Annotated in this window: 14 protein-coding genes and 4 pseudogenes; 7 read left to right on the top strand and 11 right to left on the bottom strand. The window is 46.8% G+C overall.

What is annotated here, in order from left to right:
* The first annotated feature begins 1,608 nt into the window (after positions 1–1,608).
* Positions 1,609–1,740 (top strand): DUF4225 domain-containing protein, encoded by a 132-nt coding sequence (locus N037_RS25170; protein ID WP_231686677.1) that lies wholly within the window; start codon positions 1,609–1,611, stop codon positions 1,738–1,740.
* A 17-nt stretch (positions 1,741–1,757) separates the two neighbouring features.
* On the opposite strand, the gene N037_RS07675 is transcribed toward N037_RS25170, so the two are convergent.
* Positions 1,758–2,087, bottom strand: a complete 330-nt coding sequence (locus N037_RS07675; protein WP_032640061.1) for a hypothetical protein — start codon at positions 2,085–2,087, stop codon at positions 1,758–1,760.
* Between the two features lie 260 nt (positions 2,088–2,347).
* Here N037_RS07675 and N037_RS07670 point away from each other — a divergent pair, with 260 nt between their 5' ends.
* Entirely contained in the window at positions 2,348–4,345 is a 1,998-nt protein-coding gene (locus tag N037_RS07670) for a BCCT family transporter (protein ID WP_032640059.1), read from the top strand.
* 64 nt (positions 4,346–4,409) lie between these two features.
* A pseudogene (locus N037_RS07665) lies at positions 4,410–5,680 on the top strand (DUF2254 domain-containing protein); the annotation flags it as partial.
* 198 nt (positions 5,681–5,878) lie between these two features.
* Here the strand turns inward: N037_RS07665 and N037_RS07660 are convergent.
* The 5 genes and pseudogenes from N037_RS07660 to N037_RS07640 all read right to left on the bottom strand — a co-directional run bounded on the left by N037_RS07660 (position 5,879) and on the right by N037_RS07640 (position 9,761).
* A pseudogene (locus tag N037_RS07660) lies at positions 5,879–7,039 on the bottom strand (MFS transporter).
* A 56-nt stretch (positions 7,040–7,095) separates the two neighbouring features.
* A complete protein-coding gene (locus N037_RS07655; RefSeq protein ID WP_032640057.1) occupies positions 7,096–7,935 on the bottom strand; it encodes a sulfurtransferase in 840 nt (279 codons plus the stop codon).
* A gap of 52 nt (positions 7,936–7,987) precedes the next feature.
* Positions 7,988–8,386, bottom strand: a complete 399-nt coding sequence (locus N037_RS07650) for a hypothetical protein (RefSeq protein ID WP_231686676.1) — start codon at positions 8,384–8,386, stop codon at positions 7,988–7,990.
* Between the two features lie 128 nt (positions 8,387–8,514).
* A pseudogene (locus tag N037_RS07645) lies at positions 8,515–9,058 on the bottom strand (integrase core domain-containing protein); the annotation flags it as partial.
* A gap of 127 nt (positions 9,059–9,185) precedes the next feature.
* Positions 9,186–9,761 (bottom strand): hypothetical protein, encoded by a 576-nt coding sequence (locus tag N037_RS07640; RefSeq protein ID WP_032640053.1) that lies wholly within the window; start codon positions 9,759–9,761, stop codon positions 9,186–9,188.
* A 331-nt stretch (positions 9,762–10,092) separates the two neighbouring features.
* Here N037_RS07640 and N037_RS07635 point away from each other — a divergent pair, with 331 nt between their 5' ends.
* Together N037_RS07635 and N037_RS07630 are read left to right on the top strand one after the other, a co-directional pair.
* Complete coding sequence (locus N037_RS07635; protein ID WP_032640051.1) at positions 10,093–11,223, top strand: DNA cytosine methyltransferase; 1,131 nt, start codon at positions 10,093–10,095, stop codon at positions 11,221–11,223.
* Complete coding sequence (locus tag N037_RS07630; RefSeq protein WP_032640050.1) at positions 11,180–12,163, top strand: HNH endonuclease; 984 nt, start codon at positions 11,180–11,182, stop codon at positions 12,161–12,163. The genes N037_RS07635 and N037_RS07630 overlap by 44 nt, the downstream gene beginning before the upstream one ends.
* 177 nt (positions 12,164–12,340) lie before the next feature.
* Here N037_RS07630 and N037_RS23625 read toward each other — a convergent pair whose 3' ends face one another.
* A complete protein-coding gene (locus N037_RS23625) occupies positions 12,341–12,808 on the bottom strand; it encodes a GNAT family N-acetyltransferase (RefSeq protein ID WP_072163911.1) in 468 nt (155 codons plus the stop codon).
* Between the two features lie 140 nt (positions 12,809–12,948).
* Complete coding sequence (locus N037_RS07625; protein ID WP_032640048.1) at positions 12,949–13,389, bottom strand: GNAT family N-acetyltransferase; 441 nt, start codon at positions 13,387–13,389, stop codon at positions 12,949–12,951.
* A gap of 585 nt (positions 13,390–13,974) precedes the next feature.
* On the opposite strand from N037_RS07625, the gene N037_RS07620 reads away from it, so the two are divergent.
* Positions 13,975–14,988, top strand: a complete 1,014-nt coding sequence (locus N037_RS07620; protein WP_032640046.1) for a sodium:calcium antiporter — start codon at positions 13,975–13,977, stop codon at positions 14,986–14,988.
* Positions 14,989–15,624: 636 nt separating this feature from the next.
* On the opposite strand, the gene N037_RS07615 is transcribed toward N037_RS07620, so the two are convergent.
* Both N037_RS07615 and N037_RS24820 read right to left on the bottom strand, forming a co-directional pair.
* Complete coding sequence (locus N037_RS07615; protein WP_032640044.1) at positions 15,625–16,011, bottom strand: hypothetical protein; 387 nt, start codon at positions 16,009–16,011, stop codon at positions 15,625–15,627.
* A 98-nt stretch (positions 16,012–16,109) separates the two neighbouring features.
* Positions 16,110–16,310 carry a hypothetical protein gene (locus N037_RS24820; protein ID WP_127334653.1) on the bottom strand — a complete coding sequence of 67 codons (201 nt, stop codon included), beginning with the start codon at positions 16,308–16,310 and terminating at the stop codon, positions 16,110–16,112.
* Positions 16,311–17,026: 716 nt separating this feature from the next.
* Here N037_RS24820 and N037_RS07610 point away from each other — a divergent pair.
* Entirely contained in the window at positions 17,027–18,172 is a 1,146-nt protein-coding gene (locus N037_RS07610) for a GGDEF domain-containing protein (RefSeq protein ID WP_032640043.1), read from the top strand.
* Positions 18,173–18,257: 85 nt separating this feature from the next.
* Here the strand turns inward: N037_RS07610 and N037_RS24575 are convergent.
* Positions 18,258–19,376: pseudogene (locus tag N037_RS24575) on the bottom strand (IS3 family transposase).

The following is a 19,376-nucleotide window of genomic DNA, read 5'->3' as shown; positions in this document are numbered from 1 at the left end:
GCCGCCCGGCCCGAAGGGCCGGAAAGACCTTTTTGTAAGCTGTCGTATGTTGTAACTATTATGCAGCAATGCTGTACTGGAAAAACAAGCTTAGCAGTTATCGTGTCGGAATTGATGTGCCTAAACTTTCCCCCGCCATAGCCTTGATAGCTCTCAGGTAAGCGATCTTCACTATAAGGACATCCTTGTGGTAGCGTGGCAGCTCTGATCATGTTACCCGAGATAAATACCTGCCCCGATGTTAGAACCTGACCTAATTATCACAGGACTGGTCCTGCGGAGCTAATGTGTCTGCCGGCGAGTATAAGCAGCTCCTGCACGTTCAATCGGCCACGGACACTTTTTAAAAAAAACGGCAGGGTGACATCACTCCCTGCCGTAAGCATACTTGCTGTTATTATACCGGAAGTTTAGAGACAGTTTGTGTTAAGTCAAAATATATCGTACTGATTTATGAACCTTATTTCATTTCTCATTCAGGATACAAACCAGCTATATGATGTGCCGTGTATTTGATGTTCTGGCTGGCAGACTATTTTTTGAGCCTTAATGACCGTGTATCAGAAATAGTGTCGCAGGTAGTGCGTATCTTCGACCAAGACGATGATACCGGAATCGAATTTAACCGGGACATGCTGCTGTTTGCTTTGAAAGAGTAAAAAAAAGGACACCGCCCAGGGGAAGAAGTGTCCTCAAATGTGTCAAATTCGTTGTAAGTGAAAACTGTTCAGATGTTTTCGATATTCATGATTACATAATATCCGGGATTTTTCATCCGCCATATGCACGCTCCAAAAAAGGACGTCTCCGGCAGGAGGCGTCCAAAGCATACCAGGCTTTTGATACACACACTGCTTTGCAGATGCGAAATCATTTTGATTTTTTCATAGTCTTATAGGCTCATCAGCTACCAGAACAGGTAGAAAAGGTTGAAAAACTGCAAAAAATTGAGAAAGGCCGGTTAATGGACTCTAGCCCTGAAGAAAGATAAGGAATATTTAATGGATATCGCGATTTTTCCAAGATAAAGTCGACATCAGTGGGCTGATATGATGATAAATCTGAAAGCCCGGAAGCTTGTTCATACCGCAAATGTGGTCGCGGCCATGCATCTCAGTGATTCACTGACCCGGCTGAAATTCGTGGATGAAGTAAGACAGGTTGTCATGCAACAGTTTGAGGCGGCGAGGCGAGCTTAAAACGATGAAGAATGCATTGGCTACCTGAAAAACCTACGAGCTGAGAATGAGTACCTCCTTGAACAGTCGCGCATACTGAAAACTGGCTATGCCCGGATCTACTCTGAAATTCAATATGTACCAGTGCAGAATAAAATAGTCGGATATTTAATATCCGGAATTAAGGTTGTACTTGCCGGCGTTAAGGAGGTGCCATGATCACCATCATGACGCCTGTTGGCATGCTTGCCGGTACCGTTCTGGTTGAGGATTCCCTTACCGGAAGCTGCACGTCAGCTCCTGAATGAGCCGGCTTCAGAAGGGATCCTGGCGGACGTCGCGATGTCCATTGCAGAATTTATAGGGGATAGTCTCGATATTGGCTTGGGGATCTTTACTGCAACCATGCTTACAGCTGGCTGTTTATGGGATGTTTGGGCTGACCGGTAAAGCTGAGGCCTGGCGTCTTTTCCGTTATCTTCCCGGAGAGTATTACCGCAAGGTGGAAACCATGTCTCTGGGTAAATTGACGATGAAGGTTATGGGATGGGGGGAGCGCTAAGGTGGTACTGGAAATCCTTACCAGTGATGACCGAAGTCGCTGATCTGTGATCTCATCAGCTTCCATGATTTATAGCCAAGTATGACAGGCATCACTAAGAGCAGCACAATCAGCAGAAAGACGACGGCAACCACACAGAAGATAACATGGCTGGCGCTGCCAAAGATCGCGGTGAGCAGGGTGATCATTGTCATCCCGCCGGTAAGCCAGGCTACTGACAGGAAATAACCGGCCAGATTTTTCAGAACCCTCTCCTGCGATTCCCCCGTCGCCTGGTAACGTTTGATTCGCTCGACATCCTTACTGGTAAATCCTGCCGCGATAAGTTCCTGCTTTTTTACTGTCATTCAAGTCTCCTTTAACAGTTAAAAAAATACACTAAATTTAAGACTGAATCGCGTAGAATTCTTCTTCATATCACGCATCTTTTTTTATTTTTACAACACTGTTCCAATTTGTGCCTCAAGAATAAAAACCACTTATATCGAGTAAAAAATATCATCCGCATGCAAAGGGTAAATAAACCCAATTTTGGTCAGAAACCTTGCGTACATTTTGTTACCATTGTACTTTTATATTTCCACTTGATAATGCAATGAGTTTAAGTATGAGTGAAAATGATACTGTCCCAAAGCAGTTCAAAAGCCAGATTAACAAAGCGGTTTTCTTTACCTCTGCTTTGTTAATTTTCCTTCTTGTCGCCTTTGCCGCCGTATTCCCGGATGTCGCCGACAAAAATTTTAAATTACTGCAGCAACAAATCTTCACGAATGCCAGCTGGTTCTACATCCTTGCTGTGGCCCTGATTTTGCTGAGCGTCACGTTCCTGGGACTCTCACGTTACGGAGATATCAAGCTGGGTCCGGACCATGCGCAGCCAGATTTCAGCTATCACTCCTGGTTTGCGATGCTTTTTTCGGCAGGGATGGGGATCGGCCTGATGTTCTTTGGCGTTGCCGAACCTGTGATGCATTATCTTTCGCCTCCCGTCGGCACCCCAGAGACCGTTGCGGCAGCGAAGGAAGCCATGCGCCTGACGTTCTTCCACTGGGGTCTGCACGCATGGGCAATTTATGCCATCGTGGCGCTGATTCTGGCCTTTTTCAGTTACCGTCACGGTCTGCCTTTAACGCTGCGTTCTGCACTCTATCCCATTATCGGCGATCGCATTTACGGGCCTATAGGCCATGCGGTTGATATCTTCGCCGTGATAGGCACTGTCTTTGGCGTTGCGACATCGCTGGGTTACGGTGTATTGCAGGTGAATGCCGGTTTGAACCATCTTTTCGGCGTGCCCATCAATGAAACGGTACAGGTCATTCTGATCGTGGTCATCACGGGGTTAGCGACGATTTCGGTGGTGTCCGGCCTGGACAAGGGAATACGCATCCTGTCTGAGCTTAATCTGGGCCTGGCGGTGTTGCTCCTGGCGCTGGTCCTGTGCCTGGGTCCCACTGTGCTTCTGCTGAAGTCATTTGTGGAAAATACGGGGGGTTATCTGTCGGAACTGGTGAGTAAAACGTTCAACCTTTACGCGTATGAACCGAAGTCAAGTAACTGGCTGGGGGGCTGGACATTATTATACTGGGGATGGTGGCTTTCATGGTCGCCGTTTGTAGGTATGTTCATCGCACGTGTTTCCCGTGGCAGGACAATTCGTGAGTTCGTGACTGGCGTGTTGTTTGTTCCCGCCGGTTTTACACTCATGTGGATGACGGTGTTTGGAAACAGCGCCATCTATCTCATCATGAACCAGGGCGCCACTGACCTGGCAAATACCGTCCAACAGGATGTTGCTCTGGCGCTGTTTAATTTCCTGGAGCATTTCCCGTTCTCGTCTGTGTTGTCATTTATTGCAATGGCGATGGTTATTGTTTTCTTTGTAACGTCTGCTGACTCGGGAGCAATGGTTGTTGATACTCTGGCGTCTGGCGGCGTCGCTAACACGCCTGTCTGGCAGCGAATTTTCTGGGCATCGCTCATGGGCGTTGTTGCTATTGCCCTGCTGATCGCAGGGGGGCTGAGTGCGTTGCAAACCGTAACGATAGCGAGCGCATTGCCCTTCTCAATGATCTTACTGATATCAATATACGGTCTGTTAAAAGCGCTCCGTCGTGACCTGACCAAGCGTGAAAGTCTGAGTATGGCGACCATTGCGCCGACGGCAGCACGTAATCCTATTCCGTGGCAGAGAAGGCTGCGTAATATTGCCTATCTGCCGAAACGCTCTCTTGTGAAACGTTTTATGGACGATGTTATCCAACCTGCCATGACGCTGGTTCAGGAAGAACTGAACAAACAGGGGACGATAAGTCATATAAATGATGGTGCCGACGATCGTATTCGACTTGAAGTCGATTTAGGCAACGAGCTGAATTACATTTATGAAGTAAGGCTTCGTGGATATAACTCACCGACTTTCGCACTGGCTGCGATGGATAATGATGAGCAGCAGGCTGAGCAACATCGATATTATCGCGCTGAGGTCTATCTAAAAGAAGGCGGTCAAAATTATGATGTGATGGGCTGGAACCAGGAACAGCTTATTAATGACATACTGGACCAGTATGAAAAGCATCTGCACTTCCTGCACCTGGTTCGTTGATATCAAAATGCCGTCCTGTGAGGCGGCATTTATTTATCTTGGCCACAATATGAGGGAATGCAGTATGATTTCACGCTGGCAATGGATTCTGAAGCAAACATTTAAAAAACTATGGTTCAGGGCAACGTTATTCGCAATTGTCGCGATAATAACGGCCCTTTTATCAATTCTTTTTAAATCAATGATACCTGAGTCGATTTCCGTGAAGGTTGGTGCGGAAGCAGTCGATAACATTCTGAACATACTGGCATCAAGTATGCTGGCAGTGACCACTTTTTCACTGAGTATCATGGTCACAGCCTACGGTTCAGCCACTACTAATGTGACTCCCAGAGCAACGCGTTTAGTTGTTGAAGACGTAACCACACAAAATGTGCTGGCCACCTTCATCGGTTCCTTTCTCTTTAGTCTGGTAGGAATTATTGCCCTCAATATGGGAGCCTACGGAGAAGGGGTAGAGTCATTTTATTCATTGTCACACTGGTTGTCATTGCCCTCATCCTCATCACATTGCTTCGTTGGATACAGCATTTGACCTCTCTGGGAAGGGTAGGTGAGACGACTGCAAAAGTAGAACAGGCGGCCATTGAAACATTTATTGCGAGAGCCAGAAATCCCTGTCTCGGCGGATATCCATGGCATGAGAGCAATGAACAGCCAAAAGGGACAGTTGCAGTTTATCCGAAGAAGATTGGCTATGTTGAATATATTGATATGGAGAGACTCAGCAAGCTGCTGGCTAATGATCCCCGTCATGTATATCTTGTGGCGCAGCCAGGCAGTTTCATACATCCGTCCATGCCAGTGTTGTACCTGAGTAAGGGCCTGGAGTCATCAATCAGCACCGATTTACTTGAGACGATTATTGTCTCGGATGTACGTTCATTTGCTCAGGATCCCCGATTTTGTCTTAGCGTCATGGCCGAAATAGCCTGCCGGGCCCTTTCCCCCGCAGTGAACGATCCTGGCACCGCCATTGATGTCATAGGCAGAGGCGTTCGTATACTTTCTGCTTACGCGCAGAATAAATCTGACGAAATCGAAGTGAAATATCCTTCAATACATGTGGCACCACTTCAGAATAACGATCTACTGGAAGACTTTTTCTCACCTGTAGTGCGCGATGGTGCCGGTATGAAGGAGATTCACATAAGAATCCTTAAAGGACTGTCTATGCTGAGTAGGGGTTGGCCTAAGATGTTTGCTGAAGCCGCACATACCCTGGCATTTGAAACATTAGAGCATGCAATTCGTGCTGGCCATATAGATTCTGAAAGATATCTTATAAAATCAATTTATTATAATTTATTTAATGACGAAAATTATAATATAAAACTATAGTTGCGTAGCAAGCGATTCGGTTGTTGGCAAGGGCAACACATTCGCCTGAGAATGGGCGTCTGCCTTGTGCCAAAAGCGGAAGTCGGAGGCTATCTGCAAACCAAAAAGATTTCTATTTAAGCCGTGGCGACTCAGACGGTCATCTCTAGGTTTCGCATAATCCTACCCGAAACTTACCTTTTACAATAAGCATCATACCTGTCTATCAGATGTCCTTTCAGCTACGGAGCAATAAAGGAATATTGATATTAGTCCCGTGAAGAAAAGAAAGAGAAACATGGCATAACCCCATTCAGCATCAATGAAAAATCCACAGAATAACGGGCACAATGATGTTCCCAGAGATGTCAGATTAATGAGCCCAAAAGACGTTCCTCTGAGATTCTCAGGAGCCAGTCTGTCCACTTCAACGCTGAAAGCCGGCATCGTTATCAATTCACCTATACTGAGGATGAATGTAGCAATGACAATGAGTGCCAGTATGTCAAAATATGCCATCACGAAGCAAAGTTGAGCCGTTGATATAAATAAGATACCAAGAATGATCTTTCCCTTTGCATTAAATTTCCGCAAAATCAATAAAACAGGATACTGACAGACAATCACGGTTACAGCATTTGTCATAAAAATGGTACTGATAGTGAATGTGAGGTCAGGAAAGTGTAGACGTGTGAGAAGTTGAATCAACGGGGAGTCAAAAGAAACATAAATAAACATCACCAGAAAATAACACATTAAAAGTTTTGAAAATGACTTCTGTGAGAAAACAATATGGAGCGAAGAAATTATACCTAGTGTTAGTTTTCTGTCATTGTTCCTTTCAACCAGAAAAATTCCGATAATACCCATCAGCATGATGGCATAAACAAGGTAAATCACAGATGAAAAAATAAATATGTTTACTTTCGGTGTTGCCAGGGCAAATGTACCTGCCAGTGGCCCCAGAGCAGTGCCAATATTCACGATATAATATCGAATATACTGAAACCGCTACCTTTGACTGATGTCCTTGACATGATCACCGATCATCGCCTTACTGAATGATTCTGTACAAGCCCGACCTGTAGCGATAAAGGTCATCGCGATAACAAACTCCACCGGATGGTTTGAGTATGCCATCATTGCAAATCCCGCCACACTCAGGAGCAGGCTAGCCACGAGCGCCCGCTCACGTCCTAATCGGTCAGAATAATAACTACCGAACACCCCAATTAGCAAACCGGAAGCCGACGTCATAAAAAAGATGACGCCAATCAATGATGCACTCAGCCCAAATTGTCGGTAGAGTACTACCGACAAATAGGGCCATGTCATAAAATACCCTGCCCTGGACAGGAAAGTACCTGCCAGCATGGTATGTAATACGGCGTTCTGGCCGGTTTGCGAAACTGATATATTTATTTTTGTCATCAGCCGATCCGATGTGATTCAACCGGTAATTCCTCATCAGCTCCCCATTCAGCCCAGGAGCCATCATAAATCCTTAAATCCGGGAAGCCAGCGAGGTAAGCCGCCAGAAGAACAATGCAAGCCGTCACACCAGAGCCACAACTGAACACCAGTTCCCTCTGATTGCTTAGCCCTTCCCGGGAAAAAAGAGCAGCCAGTGCCGCAGGAGACAGGTATTTTCCATCTGTCAGCACTTCAGTAAAGGGAATGTTTACGGAACCCGGAATGTGTCCGCATCGTAAACCAGGCCGCGGTTCAGCCTGTTGCCCATTGAAGCGTGCGGCAGGTCGTGCATCAACGACGATAAACTGAGGGCTGGCTATATTCTGAAGTACGCTGGTTTTATGAACGATTTGTTCCGGCTGACCCTGAAAGTGCTGGCTCTGTCCTGCCACCGGTAATGCATGGCTACCGGATACCATGAAACCTGCATCGACCCAGGCAGGTAGCCCCCCATCAAGTAAATACACATTCTTTATTCCCATCACTTTTAGCATCCACCAGACACGTGGAGCTGAATAGACCCCTTGCTGATCGTAAACCACAACGGTTGACGCAGGGGTCAGACCAAGTTCTGCCAGCTGTGACGACATAAAGGGGAAAGCCGGAAAGGTATGAGGTAGCGCTGAACCCGGTGCTGAAAACGCATTCTCCAGATCAAAAAATAGCGCACCAGGAATAACCCCGCCAGGGGTGGCATTCGTGGCGTTAACTGTTTTTTTCAGTGTGGCATCCAGTACGATAATGCTACCTGTTGTCAGATTATCCGCAACCCACTGAGGTGAAACTAGAACATTCATGATAGTACCTTTTCAGAAGAGGCCCAAATGGGCCTCATAACGGCGTTTCGCATTACACTTCTATGATGTCAATACGATGTTTATCAACAAGTGGAATATCATAGTTTTGCATCTGGAGGATTTCTCCGGCAAAACAGCCATTTTTATACACACCTGAGAGCCTATCCTGAGTGAATGCTTCAATCGCTTCGGTACTAAAGTGCACCTGATAATCAGTTTCATCAGTACCAGCATGTTTGAAACGGGTCAGGTAGCCAAAGGTAGGTTCAAAAATGTTTACGCAGCCCACTATCTGACCAATACGCTCGTGAGCTATCCCATTGATAGTCATACTTTCACCGGAATCAGGAATGATGGCAAATAGCTGACGTCCGGCCCGACACCATCCGACATGCGAAGGAAGTCCCAGTACATTAATGCCGGAAGTCCCGAAATCTTCACTGACCCCCATCACGTACTTAATAAAACACTTCTAGCCTATGTCCGCGGGCTTCTGGTAATCACCAAGGCATGGATGAATGCCTGTTTTTTTTCAGCATCATTTGGTGACCTGCCACCTGTATTAAAAACATTATTCAGTTAGTAATATATTTTTTCTTCATGTTTTAAATTTCGCCGCCGTGCTGCAAACTCTGATGGCGTCTGATAATTGAGTGCCGAATGTTGACAGCACTTATTATAATCTTGCCGCTAGTCATTATGATTTTCCTCGCGTAAACGATAACGCTGAACCAGTGCTGATTCAGACATTCATCGCGAAATCGACCGTTAAAGCTCTCAATAAATCAGTTCTGCACTGGCTTACCTTGCTGGATAAGTCGTCGTTCCACACCATGCTCAAAAGCCTATTGTTCGAGCGCGCGGCAGTTAAATTCCGACCCCTGGTCCGTTCTTATCGTCGCCGGATAACTTCTAAACAGCGGAATGTTGTCCAGAATACGCTTGACCTGAACGCCTGCAATCCCGAATGCAGTGATAATTGTCAGACATTTCTTCGTGAAGTCGACCACACAGGTCAGGCACATGATCCTGCGGCCGGTGGCCAGCGCGTCCATGACGAAATCCATTGAACACGTCAGGTTGGGTGGAGCAACGGCAGACGATCCGTTGCCAGGCCTTTACGATGCAATAACTGCCAGATCCGGTGGTTCGAGGTTATTAAGGAAGTGGGTCATTAAGGGCTCGCTCATGGCCTTGTAATTCCACTCTGTAGCGTTAAAAACTGGGTTCATTCATGCCGCAACTCCGTCTTACCTGATACGCATACATCTTTCCCTGAATACCTGACCCATGAAGTCCCCTCCATCACGAAGCTTCTGCATTTCCTTGTTGAAATCGAATCCGCCCTCTGCAGGGGATGTCCGATGTTCGGCAGGAACCTTACTGGTCCGCATGGCCGTAACGATAAAATGCTGGAGAGTTACCTGCTTCATTACCTGAGCTTCGTCAGGTTGAAGATAGGGAAGCAAACCGAAGACCTGATGTTCGAAGTTTTTTTGTTCCTCTTTGATTTGATCGTCGAGTACACGCTTAGCCGGAGTGCTCGTTTCATACATTAGTTCATACAAGGAGACGTTATTGGGATAGCCCCGATCTGCCCGAAAAACAATCTCTGCAGCCAGTGAGGCGCTTTCCTGGAGCTTTAGACAATGCAGCTCTGTCGCCCGGCGTCTGGCTTCCGCAAGCTGAGTATCTTCTACTTCCTGCTTTTTCACATTCAGCATAAAATAAGCCGATAAGACATTCCCCATCCCGGTTGCAAAGGTAATCAGAAGGGTAAAGATAATGCCCTGAAGCAGTCTTTTTCTGGAAAATTCCTCGTTCATACATCTCTTCCTTGACCCGTCAGGCCTTTCGACACGAGCAGAACCTCTCTCATAGCACCTGAAGTTAATATCAGTGAAAGGCATCAGGGGTACATGCTAACGCACCAGCGAAGGTGATGAGCACTGCCAAATTTTGCAGCCGAACGTTATGGTTCATTACTAGACATGAACCACGCATCGTTAAGTTAAGTCAGTGTTCCTATGACTGCGTGCAGTCCATACGCGTGTTTACACCTCTTCTGAAGTATCTTATACAGGTGGTACTGTGCATACATACAGATTCTCTTTATGATACACTTATCTGTCGAGACTTAAGCGGGATACTATCTGAATGAGTAAAACCAATAAATTAAAGGTCATTGATCTGTTTTGTGGCGCTGGCGGCTTGTCCTGCGGTTTCATGAAAGGGAAGAATGGTGCTCATTTCGAAAGCGTTCTGGCTCTGGACAATGATAAGGCGGCCATCAGAACGTACAACGCCAACTTTGGCGAGCATGGCATGGTCGCCAACATAGAAGAGTGGATCACGGAAAATACCGTGCCAGAAGCGGATGTTGTTATCGGTGGGCCGCCTTGTCAGGGGTTCAGTCTACTCAATAAGAACCGGGAAGGGGATCATCGACGCGCTCTGTGGGAACCGTACATGGATATCATTGAGCGATCGGGCGCTTCAGTCTTTGTGATGGAAAATGTCCCGGGTCTGTTAACCAGTGATGAATTCCAGGACATCTGCGAACGTGCGGAGAGTATGGGCTTTATGCTTCTCAACCCTTCTGTGCTGAATACGGCAGATTATGGTGCCCCTCAGACGCGTAAGCGTGCTATTGCGATTGGCATTAAGAAAGACCGTTTTGTGCGGGTGGGGATTCCTGCGTTTCCCCCTGCGCCTTCGCACCAGCATCCTGATAAAGCTGGAGATCTTCCTGCTTGGCTGACGGTCAGAGAATTCATTGGTGATTTACCTGAGCCGGTCGGCACAGAAGTGCGCGATCTGCCTCCGCCCTTAGATCTGCATTTTGGGCGAAATCCGACAGCACTGTCTCAGGAACGTTATCGCGCTGTGCCTGTGGGCGGGAACCGTTTCGACTTACAAAAAAACAGACCCGATATTACGCCTGCCTGCTGGATCAAAAAAACGTCCGGTGGTACGGATTTGTTTGGACGGCTGTGGTGGGAACGTCCTTCCGTAACGATCCGCACCGAGTTCTTCAAACCTGAGAAAGGGCGTTATCTCCACCCTGAAGCTCATCGTCCTATTACGCACCGGGAAGCGGCGCGCCTGATGAGTTTCCCGGATGATTTTGTTTTCCTGGGATCAAAAACCGAGATCGCACGTCAGATTGGAAACGCGGTTCCGCCAGTCTTTGCGCAAAAGATTGCGAACTATGTGCTTACTTTAATGGAATATCAGATTCAACATGGCGAGAAGATCGAAGAAGAGCGAACCGGAAACGCTGCGTAAACAGCTTCTGGCGTTAATTACCGATTTTGAATACAGGCTCGCGGATGACTCCCTGCGAGAACAGGTCCTCTCTCTCATCCCGGCCAATCATTTACTGCGGGATCTCGGCAGCTCTCTGATGCATGAGGAGGGCTGCAATTCGGCACGCGACCGCATTCTGGCTTACCTCCTCAAATATCCCCGCCTCATCATTCACGGTGATGAACTGATGGTAGTGGCCGGGATAAGCGAGTATGCGCGGCGGATAAGAGAGCTTCGGGTTCAGTTTGGCTGGTCCGTGTTAAGCGGTACCACGCTGAAGGAAATGATTGAACAAGATGAGATAAAACTGGAGGAACTCCAGGCCCGCACAACGACCGTCCTTAAAACGGATGTCTATACGCTGATGACGACGGAACAGGACAGGGAGGCCGCTCTGCGTTGGAATGAGGCTAATGTTCTGCGTCGAAGTAAGCTTTCGACGAAAGACAAAATTCTCTCCTATCTGCGTAAAAACGTTGGTCGCCCGGTAACGGGCGAAGAGTTACGTTATCTTGCGAACGACAGTAAGGAATGGGCCCGCCGTACACGCGAGTTGCGTACCGAAGAGGGCTGGCCGATTGCCACCAGGAATTCAGGCCGACCGGAGCTTCAAGTGGGCGCATATTTGCTCGAAGAAGATCGTCAGGCTGAGGTACATGACCGCAAAATCCCTGACCCGGTACGTGTAGCCGTCCTTGAGCGTGATCATCACTCTTGCCGGAACTGCAGCTGGTCGCACGCCCGTAGAACAGCAAATGACCCCCGAACGTTTCTTGAATTGCATCATATAGAGCATCACGCTGACGGCGGTGAAAATACGCTGGATAACTTAATTACCCTCTGCAATGTCTGCCATGACGACGTGCACCGACGTAAAGTGTCGGGGGATGCGCTGTTATACCTGTTGAAGGAAGATTGAAATTAACGGGTTTTAGCGTATTTTGTTACGGGCAGGTCATTCATTTGCGTAGCTGTAGTAACGTGCTTGCGGGATTTTTCTATTTGATACGTCCGCTTTGTGCCAGGAGCAGACATTCATTGTACTGGTTTGTTGAGCTCAACCAGGCAAACAATGCTGCCTGCTGCAGGTTATTTATTATTTTGCCAAGTGTTTTCGCATAAGTGCATTTTCTAATGTAATTCCACGGCAAATAGGAAAACCTCTCTCCACTACATGAAAACCGTGCCGTAGAAAGAACGCTTCCGCAGCCTTACTTACATTTGAAGTAAGCTCATTAGTTCCATGTTGCCTCGCTTCCTCATGAATGCAATTCATTAGTAATGTCCCTACCCCCTGTCCTGAATAGGTTCCTGAGACATAAAAATGGTCAATGTACCCATTTGGGTGGAGATCTGCATATCCGGCTATTTCACCATCAAGCTCTACAACAAAAGGGCATAGTTCCCTCATGTGACTGGCCCATTGTTCCTGGTTGATTTCTGCCGGGGCCCAGGCATCAATTTGTTCATGTGTGTAGTAGTGTGATGCGATGGTATGTACAGAGGAATAAAACACGTTAAATAATGAGATTTCATCCCCATTACGGAACCTTCGTATTTTCATAAAACCTCATTATGAAAGTTGCTTGTAGAACAATACTACTTTTTGTGGAAAAGGGTGTCATCTCCTCTCTCATAGTGGCCCCTGCCCAGTCAGCCAGTCCGTTCCGTGCCAAAAGCGAACGTTTACGAAAGAGGTCTTCCTCAAATGTAGCGAAGTTTCTCTAATCTAATATCGGATTCGCTAACATTTCCTTTCTCAATCCAGCCCAGCCGCCTATAAAATCCTGCCGCACGACTGTTTTTGTCGGTTTCAAGCCAAGCTGTCTTATGATGTTTGAATAATTCCTGCTCAGAGAGTTCAACCAGGCTGCGACCTACACCTTTACCTTCATATTCAGGGAGAACAAAGGCTGCAAAAAGACATCCTTCATCTGGCAAAATCATCGAGAAACCAATCACCTTTCTGTCATCTACGGCAACCCATGCGCAACGAGTTTTTTCAATCATATCGGTGACAACGATCTCGGTGATTCCCATCTGCTCCATTTCTTCTCGACTGAGATGATTTTCTTTAACAGAAGTCCTGACTTCAAAAATACCTTCTATATCAGTTATTAGAGCTAATCTTGTACTTATGTTCATTTGTCTTATTCCATGCATGAGACAGTTAAATTGTGATGTTTAGGCAGTGATAGTCTCTGAAGATATAGAATCCTGAGTGAAATTGACATTACCGTCCGCTTTTCGCTCATAGCGGCCTGTCAACGTGGTCAAGTCCCTTTACCACAGAGAGGGCTATAAAAAATCACTTTAACGTACAATAATTTTCGATATCCAAACTGAACCCTACATGCCTAAAGAAGAATACCGATGACCCGTTCGTCGGAGTTAGCGCCGCATCAACGTAACATCAAACAGGGCTTCATTAAGCACGCTTCAGTTTCCACATTTCCCTCTTAATCTACTCACTGTTATAGCCAAGGGAATAAAACATAGCACACGCTATAAACAGTTGAAATACAAGTGTTTTTTTGATCTCATCGATAACTTGTGGCAGTATGCTGTCTCGTTACAGGTGATCTGTAAACGGTTCGACAGCCAAAGGATCATTATAAAAGCCGCTGTGCCCAGCCATCATAGTAGGGTCTCTTTGGCCTGGCGGTAAGTAACAATAAGCCGGATATATTCCGGATCAGTCATAACCGTATATCCCTGAGTATTGTAATTATGATGTCTTCAATTGCTGAGCTACTTTTTTCACTGGTCATCATCCTGATCGCCGCCGAATTTTTTACAAACGCCCTCGAGCATCTCGGGCAGAAATTACGTCTATCACAGGGGGTAACGGGCTCCATCTTAGCGGCTGTAGGGACCGCTTTGCCTGAGACAATTGTACCGCTACTGGCCATTATCACCGGCCCGACCCTATCGAATCATAGTGAAGAGATCGGTGTTGGTGCGATTCTTGGGGCTCCCCTGATGCTGTCTACTTTGTCAGTTTTTCTAATGGGATTAGCCATTATCGATAAACGCGGTCTTAGAGGGGAAATTTGCCCTGAACCGGGGGGATTCCGACGCGATACGGGCTTTTTCCTGATTGCTTTCACTTTTGCCTCACTGGCCATGTTCATTCCGCACAGCATGTCGCAGTGCCGCCAAATCATCAGCCTGATGCTGGTCATCTTGTATTTTCTCTATGTTTATCGGACGATCAAAGCATCCCGTCATCTGGTTCAGGAAGGGGCAGGAACGGAGGCACAACAGTCATTGTATATATCCCGAGTGGTACGATCCGAAAATTTACCCGTCATCCTGTTGCAAGTTATTCTGGGTATCAGCATCCTTCTGGCAGGGGCCTTCTGGTTTATCAGTGGTGTAGAAAGTGCCTCAGAGTATTTGGGGATCTCGGCTTTACTGTTGTCCCTGATAATTATCCCGATAGCCACAGAGTTGCCGGAAAAAATTAACAGTATTCTGTGGATTCGTCGTGGCAAAGACACACTTGCGGTCGGGAACATTACGGGGGCGATGGTATTTCAGGGGACACTGTTGCCTGCAATTGGCATCACGCTGACTCCCTGGGAGCCTCGTTCGGAAGTTCTTACAGGAATTGTAATCACACTGGTCGCCGCATTATGGCTATTCTGTGGGGCAAGAAGGAGAAGAATGCCGGTATCTTGGCTAGGTCTGAATGGATTGCTTTACGTTCTGTACATCTGCATTTCATTGTATAACAGGTAAAATATTGGAGCCCGCAGCTTGATTGTTTTTCTAAGTGAATGGCAGGGAGACTGAGGCCATTACCAGATATCGTCGGTGCTCAATCAGCACATTTTGCAGAACGAACATTATACCTTCCAGTGCAGCAATGAGATAATTGACCTGTATAAACTGGTTGTCTGATTCAGACTGTGTTGAAGAAATTTCGCTGATTCTGGGGAACCCCTTAATGCATTAAGCAGGTGAGAATGGTGCATCAGGTTACTGCGCAACCCAGTATCGCTATGAGATTCTAAGTTTGTTTCGCTTCAAATTTGTAATGATGGCCCCCCTTAAAGGCTTTTATACTAAGGGGATGAAATTTTACTTATTCTGAGAGGAGAGGATTTTGATGATCTACTCGTCGGTAAAGCGCCTCTAAATAGAGATACCCTCTCGTTACTAATGAAAATATTAATCACATCTTGGTATGTTAATCATCGGGGGTTGTAAGAGAGGAGGATAGCAACGCTAATATAACCCTCTTCAGACATCCGCAAGAATAGTCAGATAAGATTTCTTCAGTCAGCTCAGTTCATTAACGGTGAAAAGCAAGACTACGTCGTCAGGAATGACAACATGAATGTTTGCATGCAGAGAAAGTAAATAACGAAAGATTTATCCCCGGTACAACTTGCCTTCACCACTACGTGCTCGTCGCCACAATTCATCATCCGACAGTGTAGTCTGAATGAACTCAACTGGAACTCCACTATCATTGATGATCGCCACGAAGTAATCATCAATAGGTTCATAGGGTCCCAGAAGCAGGCTTTCGCCTTTTATCGCCTCAGAAAGATTATCAACCCTGAATGCAACATGGGGTACGGTTTTAATTAGAGGGTGTAGAGTCGAGTTCTCTGTGAATCTGTGCCACTGTATACGGAACTTGCCGGGATTGTCGGTGGTATACATTCCAGCGACTTCACTGAATACGCCCTGGTCCTCACTGCCTTGGACCGGGATTCCGAGGTGATGAAACTCATATTTGACATTTTTTTTCATGAAGCATCTCCTGTGTGCGCGAATTAATAATATACGTTTAGCTCGTATTTCAAACACAGCCTACAGCATTTAAGCTGGAGGCTGTGCGGAAAAAGAGGTTATGGTAAGATTGAATCAATATGCGATCTAATAGCATCCTGTTTTTTTTGGGTGAAACGGTTCATGAGTCCGGATACAAAGACACGCAATGATATTCTTGTTTTTTGATTTTTATGACGAATCGCCATTTCATAGTCAGAAAAGTAATAGCGATCAGCGGCATTTAAAGCTGTAGGAAGATAGAGTAATTTGAAAAGCATAGTTCACCTCGACACACATGCATCGATATAAAGATAATCATAACCTGAGATCTGATTATCTTTAATGAACTCTTTTAAAGGTAATCAGTCTACTATGGTCATTCCCGAAGGAGGTTCATCGCAAAACATGAGGTCCTCAAAGATTAATGGTTTAAAACAGGCATACCTTAGCAAACCAAAACTAAACGGCAAATATACAAACCAGTATGATAACTTACCAAGCTCTTAGCGTACAATCATGGCAAAAGATGTTTAACACATTCATATATTGATTCGACCTGCAGTCCAAGCCGGTGCGCTTAAGAATGTACCCTACTGGAATGCCAACGAGTATCTTGCAAAATATCACAAATTCGAGCTTGTACGCGCGATCGTGTCGGGAAAAGGCTGAAGCTACCATCGATATCGCGAACAAAGTTGATGACCATATGATCTGTTTTGTCCGTTCACATTTATATCCCCATCCAATAGTCTCTGCAAACTAATATGGGGATTGTGTTGAATGAAGTGAATACGCTACATCTTATGAATCATATGTTACAAACCCGCTACTAAGGGTCAAAAGGTCGGCTATATTCTGACTTATGATGGTAAGCAGATTGTGCTTGATCATTAAGAACCCCCTTCTCGATAAACTTCGGATTGTGGCAACGTTAGTTGCCTGAAAAGCTGATGTCATTGAGGTTATGTTCGATGGAATGGAAGAAGGAACATCTATGAGACTTATCAGGAAAGAATCACCGGATGTCTACAGGGCTCTAGTTGCCGAACTTTCACGCACGCTTATCCCGACCAGTATGATGGGAATCACCCTTCTTATCATTGGTAGCTATGCCTTCTGGATTCAGGGAAGTATTCCTATTTTGCTTGGTACCCTGATGGGAGGAGCAGGCTCAATTGCTAAAGTGATCATAATATTGCTACAGATGCACAGGCTTCGTCTGTCATCTGAATTACCGGGACTGGATAAATCAAAACGCTGGGAACTTGCCCATACCGTCATGACAGTAACTGTTTCATCATCAGTAAGTCTTTTAGCTTCGCTCATGTTTTTATCTACTCACTCTCAACTGCACTTATTGGCCACAGCGCTATTATTCGGATATTGCGCAGGTGTATCAACGCGTCTGGCTCCGCGGCCGGTTATCGCCAGTACAGCCATGGTGATAGCTACGATTCCAGCCATTATCGGTACCTTCATGATGGGAGAAACCTCACATCGGATGGTTTCAGTAATCTTTCTATTCTTCCTGCTAGGAGGGATCCATAGTGTTATGTATATCCATCGCAATTCGGTGCGTAATATAAGCATGCGTCTGGATATGGAAGTCCTTGCTCGTAATGACCCCCTGACGGGAATGGCTAACCGGCTGGGATTAAGAGAGGCCTTTAGACGAACGATACTGAAAAGCAGACTGATCGCCATTCACTGTATTGACCTTGATGGCTTCAAGGATGTCAACGATAACCATGGGCATGCTTCAGGGGACAGGGTGCTTAAAATTGTTGCAGATCGACTCAAAAGAATAGTTCCTGAAGGGGCAACAGTTGCCCGGATTGGGGGGGATGAGTTCGTCGTGCTGCAAAATATCTTAAGTCATGTGGAAGAGTCTGATGTGCTGCGAGAGCAAATTGACACAAGCCTCAAGCAGCCCTTTGAGCTGCCAGGTATGACGATTCATCTGAGCGGCAGTGTCGGTACTGCCAGTTGCGAAAGCCTTATGGCAGACCTGGATGTGATGCTGAATGCTGCTGATGAGATGTTGTACAACTGTAAACGCCTTCGTCATTATGGGCTTATAAAATCACAGATACGCCCCTGTAGCCAGCCAGTTCGTCATCATGGACAGGCAGAAGGTTAACGATAACACCTCATATACCCGTTCTTTAGTGGGCAGTTTGGTAACGAAAATGGACTGACCCCACGCCCGTAGACAAATTCTGTCCTCACGATGAGGCCTGTTCGAAGGCCTCCGGACTGAGGCCGCCGAGCCCGGTTGTAGAACACTTCAATGTAATCGAAGATATCGGCCCGGGCCAGATCCCGGGTTTTATAGATGCGTTTTCTGATCCGCTATTTTTTCAGCGAACTGAAGAACGATTCGGCCACCGCATTATCCCAGCAGTTGCCACGCCTGCTCATGCTCGGGGCCAGGTTATTAGCCCGGCAGAAGCGCTGCCAGTCGTCACTGCCGTACTGGCTGCCCTGATCGCTATGTACGATAACCTCACCGTCCGGTTTTCGACGCCAGACGGCCATCATCAGCGCGTCAAGAGCCAGTTCGCGAGAGAGAGTGGGCTTCATCGACCAGCCAACCACGTTACGGGCGAAGAGGTCGATAACCACCGCCAGATACAGCCAGCCCTGCCAGGTGCGGATGTAAGTGATGTCTGTAACCCAGACCTGAGTGGCCCGGACAACAGTAAACTGCCGCTGCACGCGATTAGGGGCAACCACTGAAGGCCGGCCGGCGATACGACGCGGCGCTTTATAGCCGCGTACGGCTTTGATCCGGTTTTGTTGCATAATACGACCCACCCGGTTTTTGCCGCAGGTTTCCCCGATTTCGTTCAGGTCGCCATGAACCCGCCGGTAACCGTATACGCCTCCGCTCAGTGAATATGAGTCGCGGATAAGCATCAGCAGACGCTGGTTATCTTTATCACGCGCCGAGACCGGGTTGTGCAGCCACGCATAGAAACCGGCCCGGGCGACATTCAGTACCCGACACATCGTCATCACACCCCATACAGTGCGGTGTTCATTGATAAAGCGGTACTTCAGTCGGGCTCCCTTGCAAAGTACCGCGCGGCCTTTTTCAGGATATCCCGTTCTTCTTCGGTGCGTTTTAGCTGCGCCCGGAGTTTCAGGATCTCGCTTTTGGCTTCCAGTAAATCCCGGGCATGCTGTTCGCTGTTATCAGGTTTGATAGCCCGTAGCCACTTGTAGAGGCTGTGAGCAGAAAAGCCCAGACGGTCGGATACTTCGGCAACGGAATAACCGCGTTCTGTTATCTGACGGACGGCTTCTTCCTTAAATTCAGGTGTAAATCGTGGTGTGCCTAT

Origin of the sequence: Enterobacter sp. EGD-HP1 (assembly GCF_000733275.2) — a bacterium.
In the GTDB taxonomy this organism is placed as follows: Bacteria; Pseudomonadota; Gammaproteobacteria; order Enterobacterales; family Enterobacteriaceae; genus Enterobacter.
The sequence above is the reverse complement of the archived record's forward strand: the minus strand, read 5'-3'. Positions and strand labels throughout refer to the sequence as shown.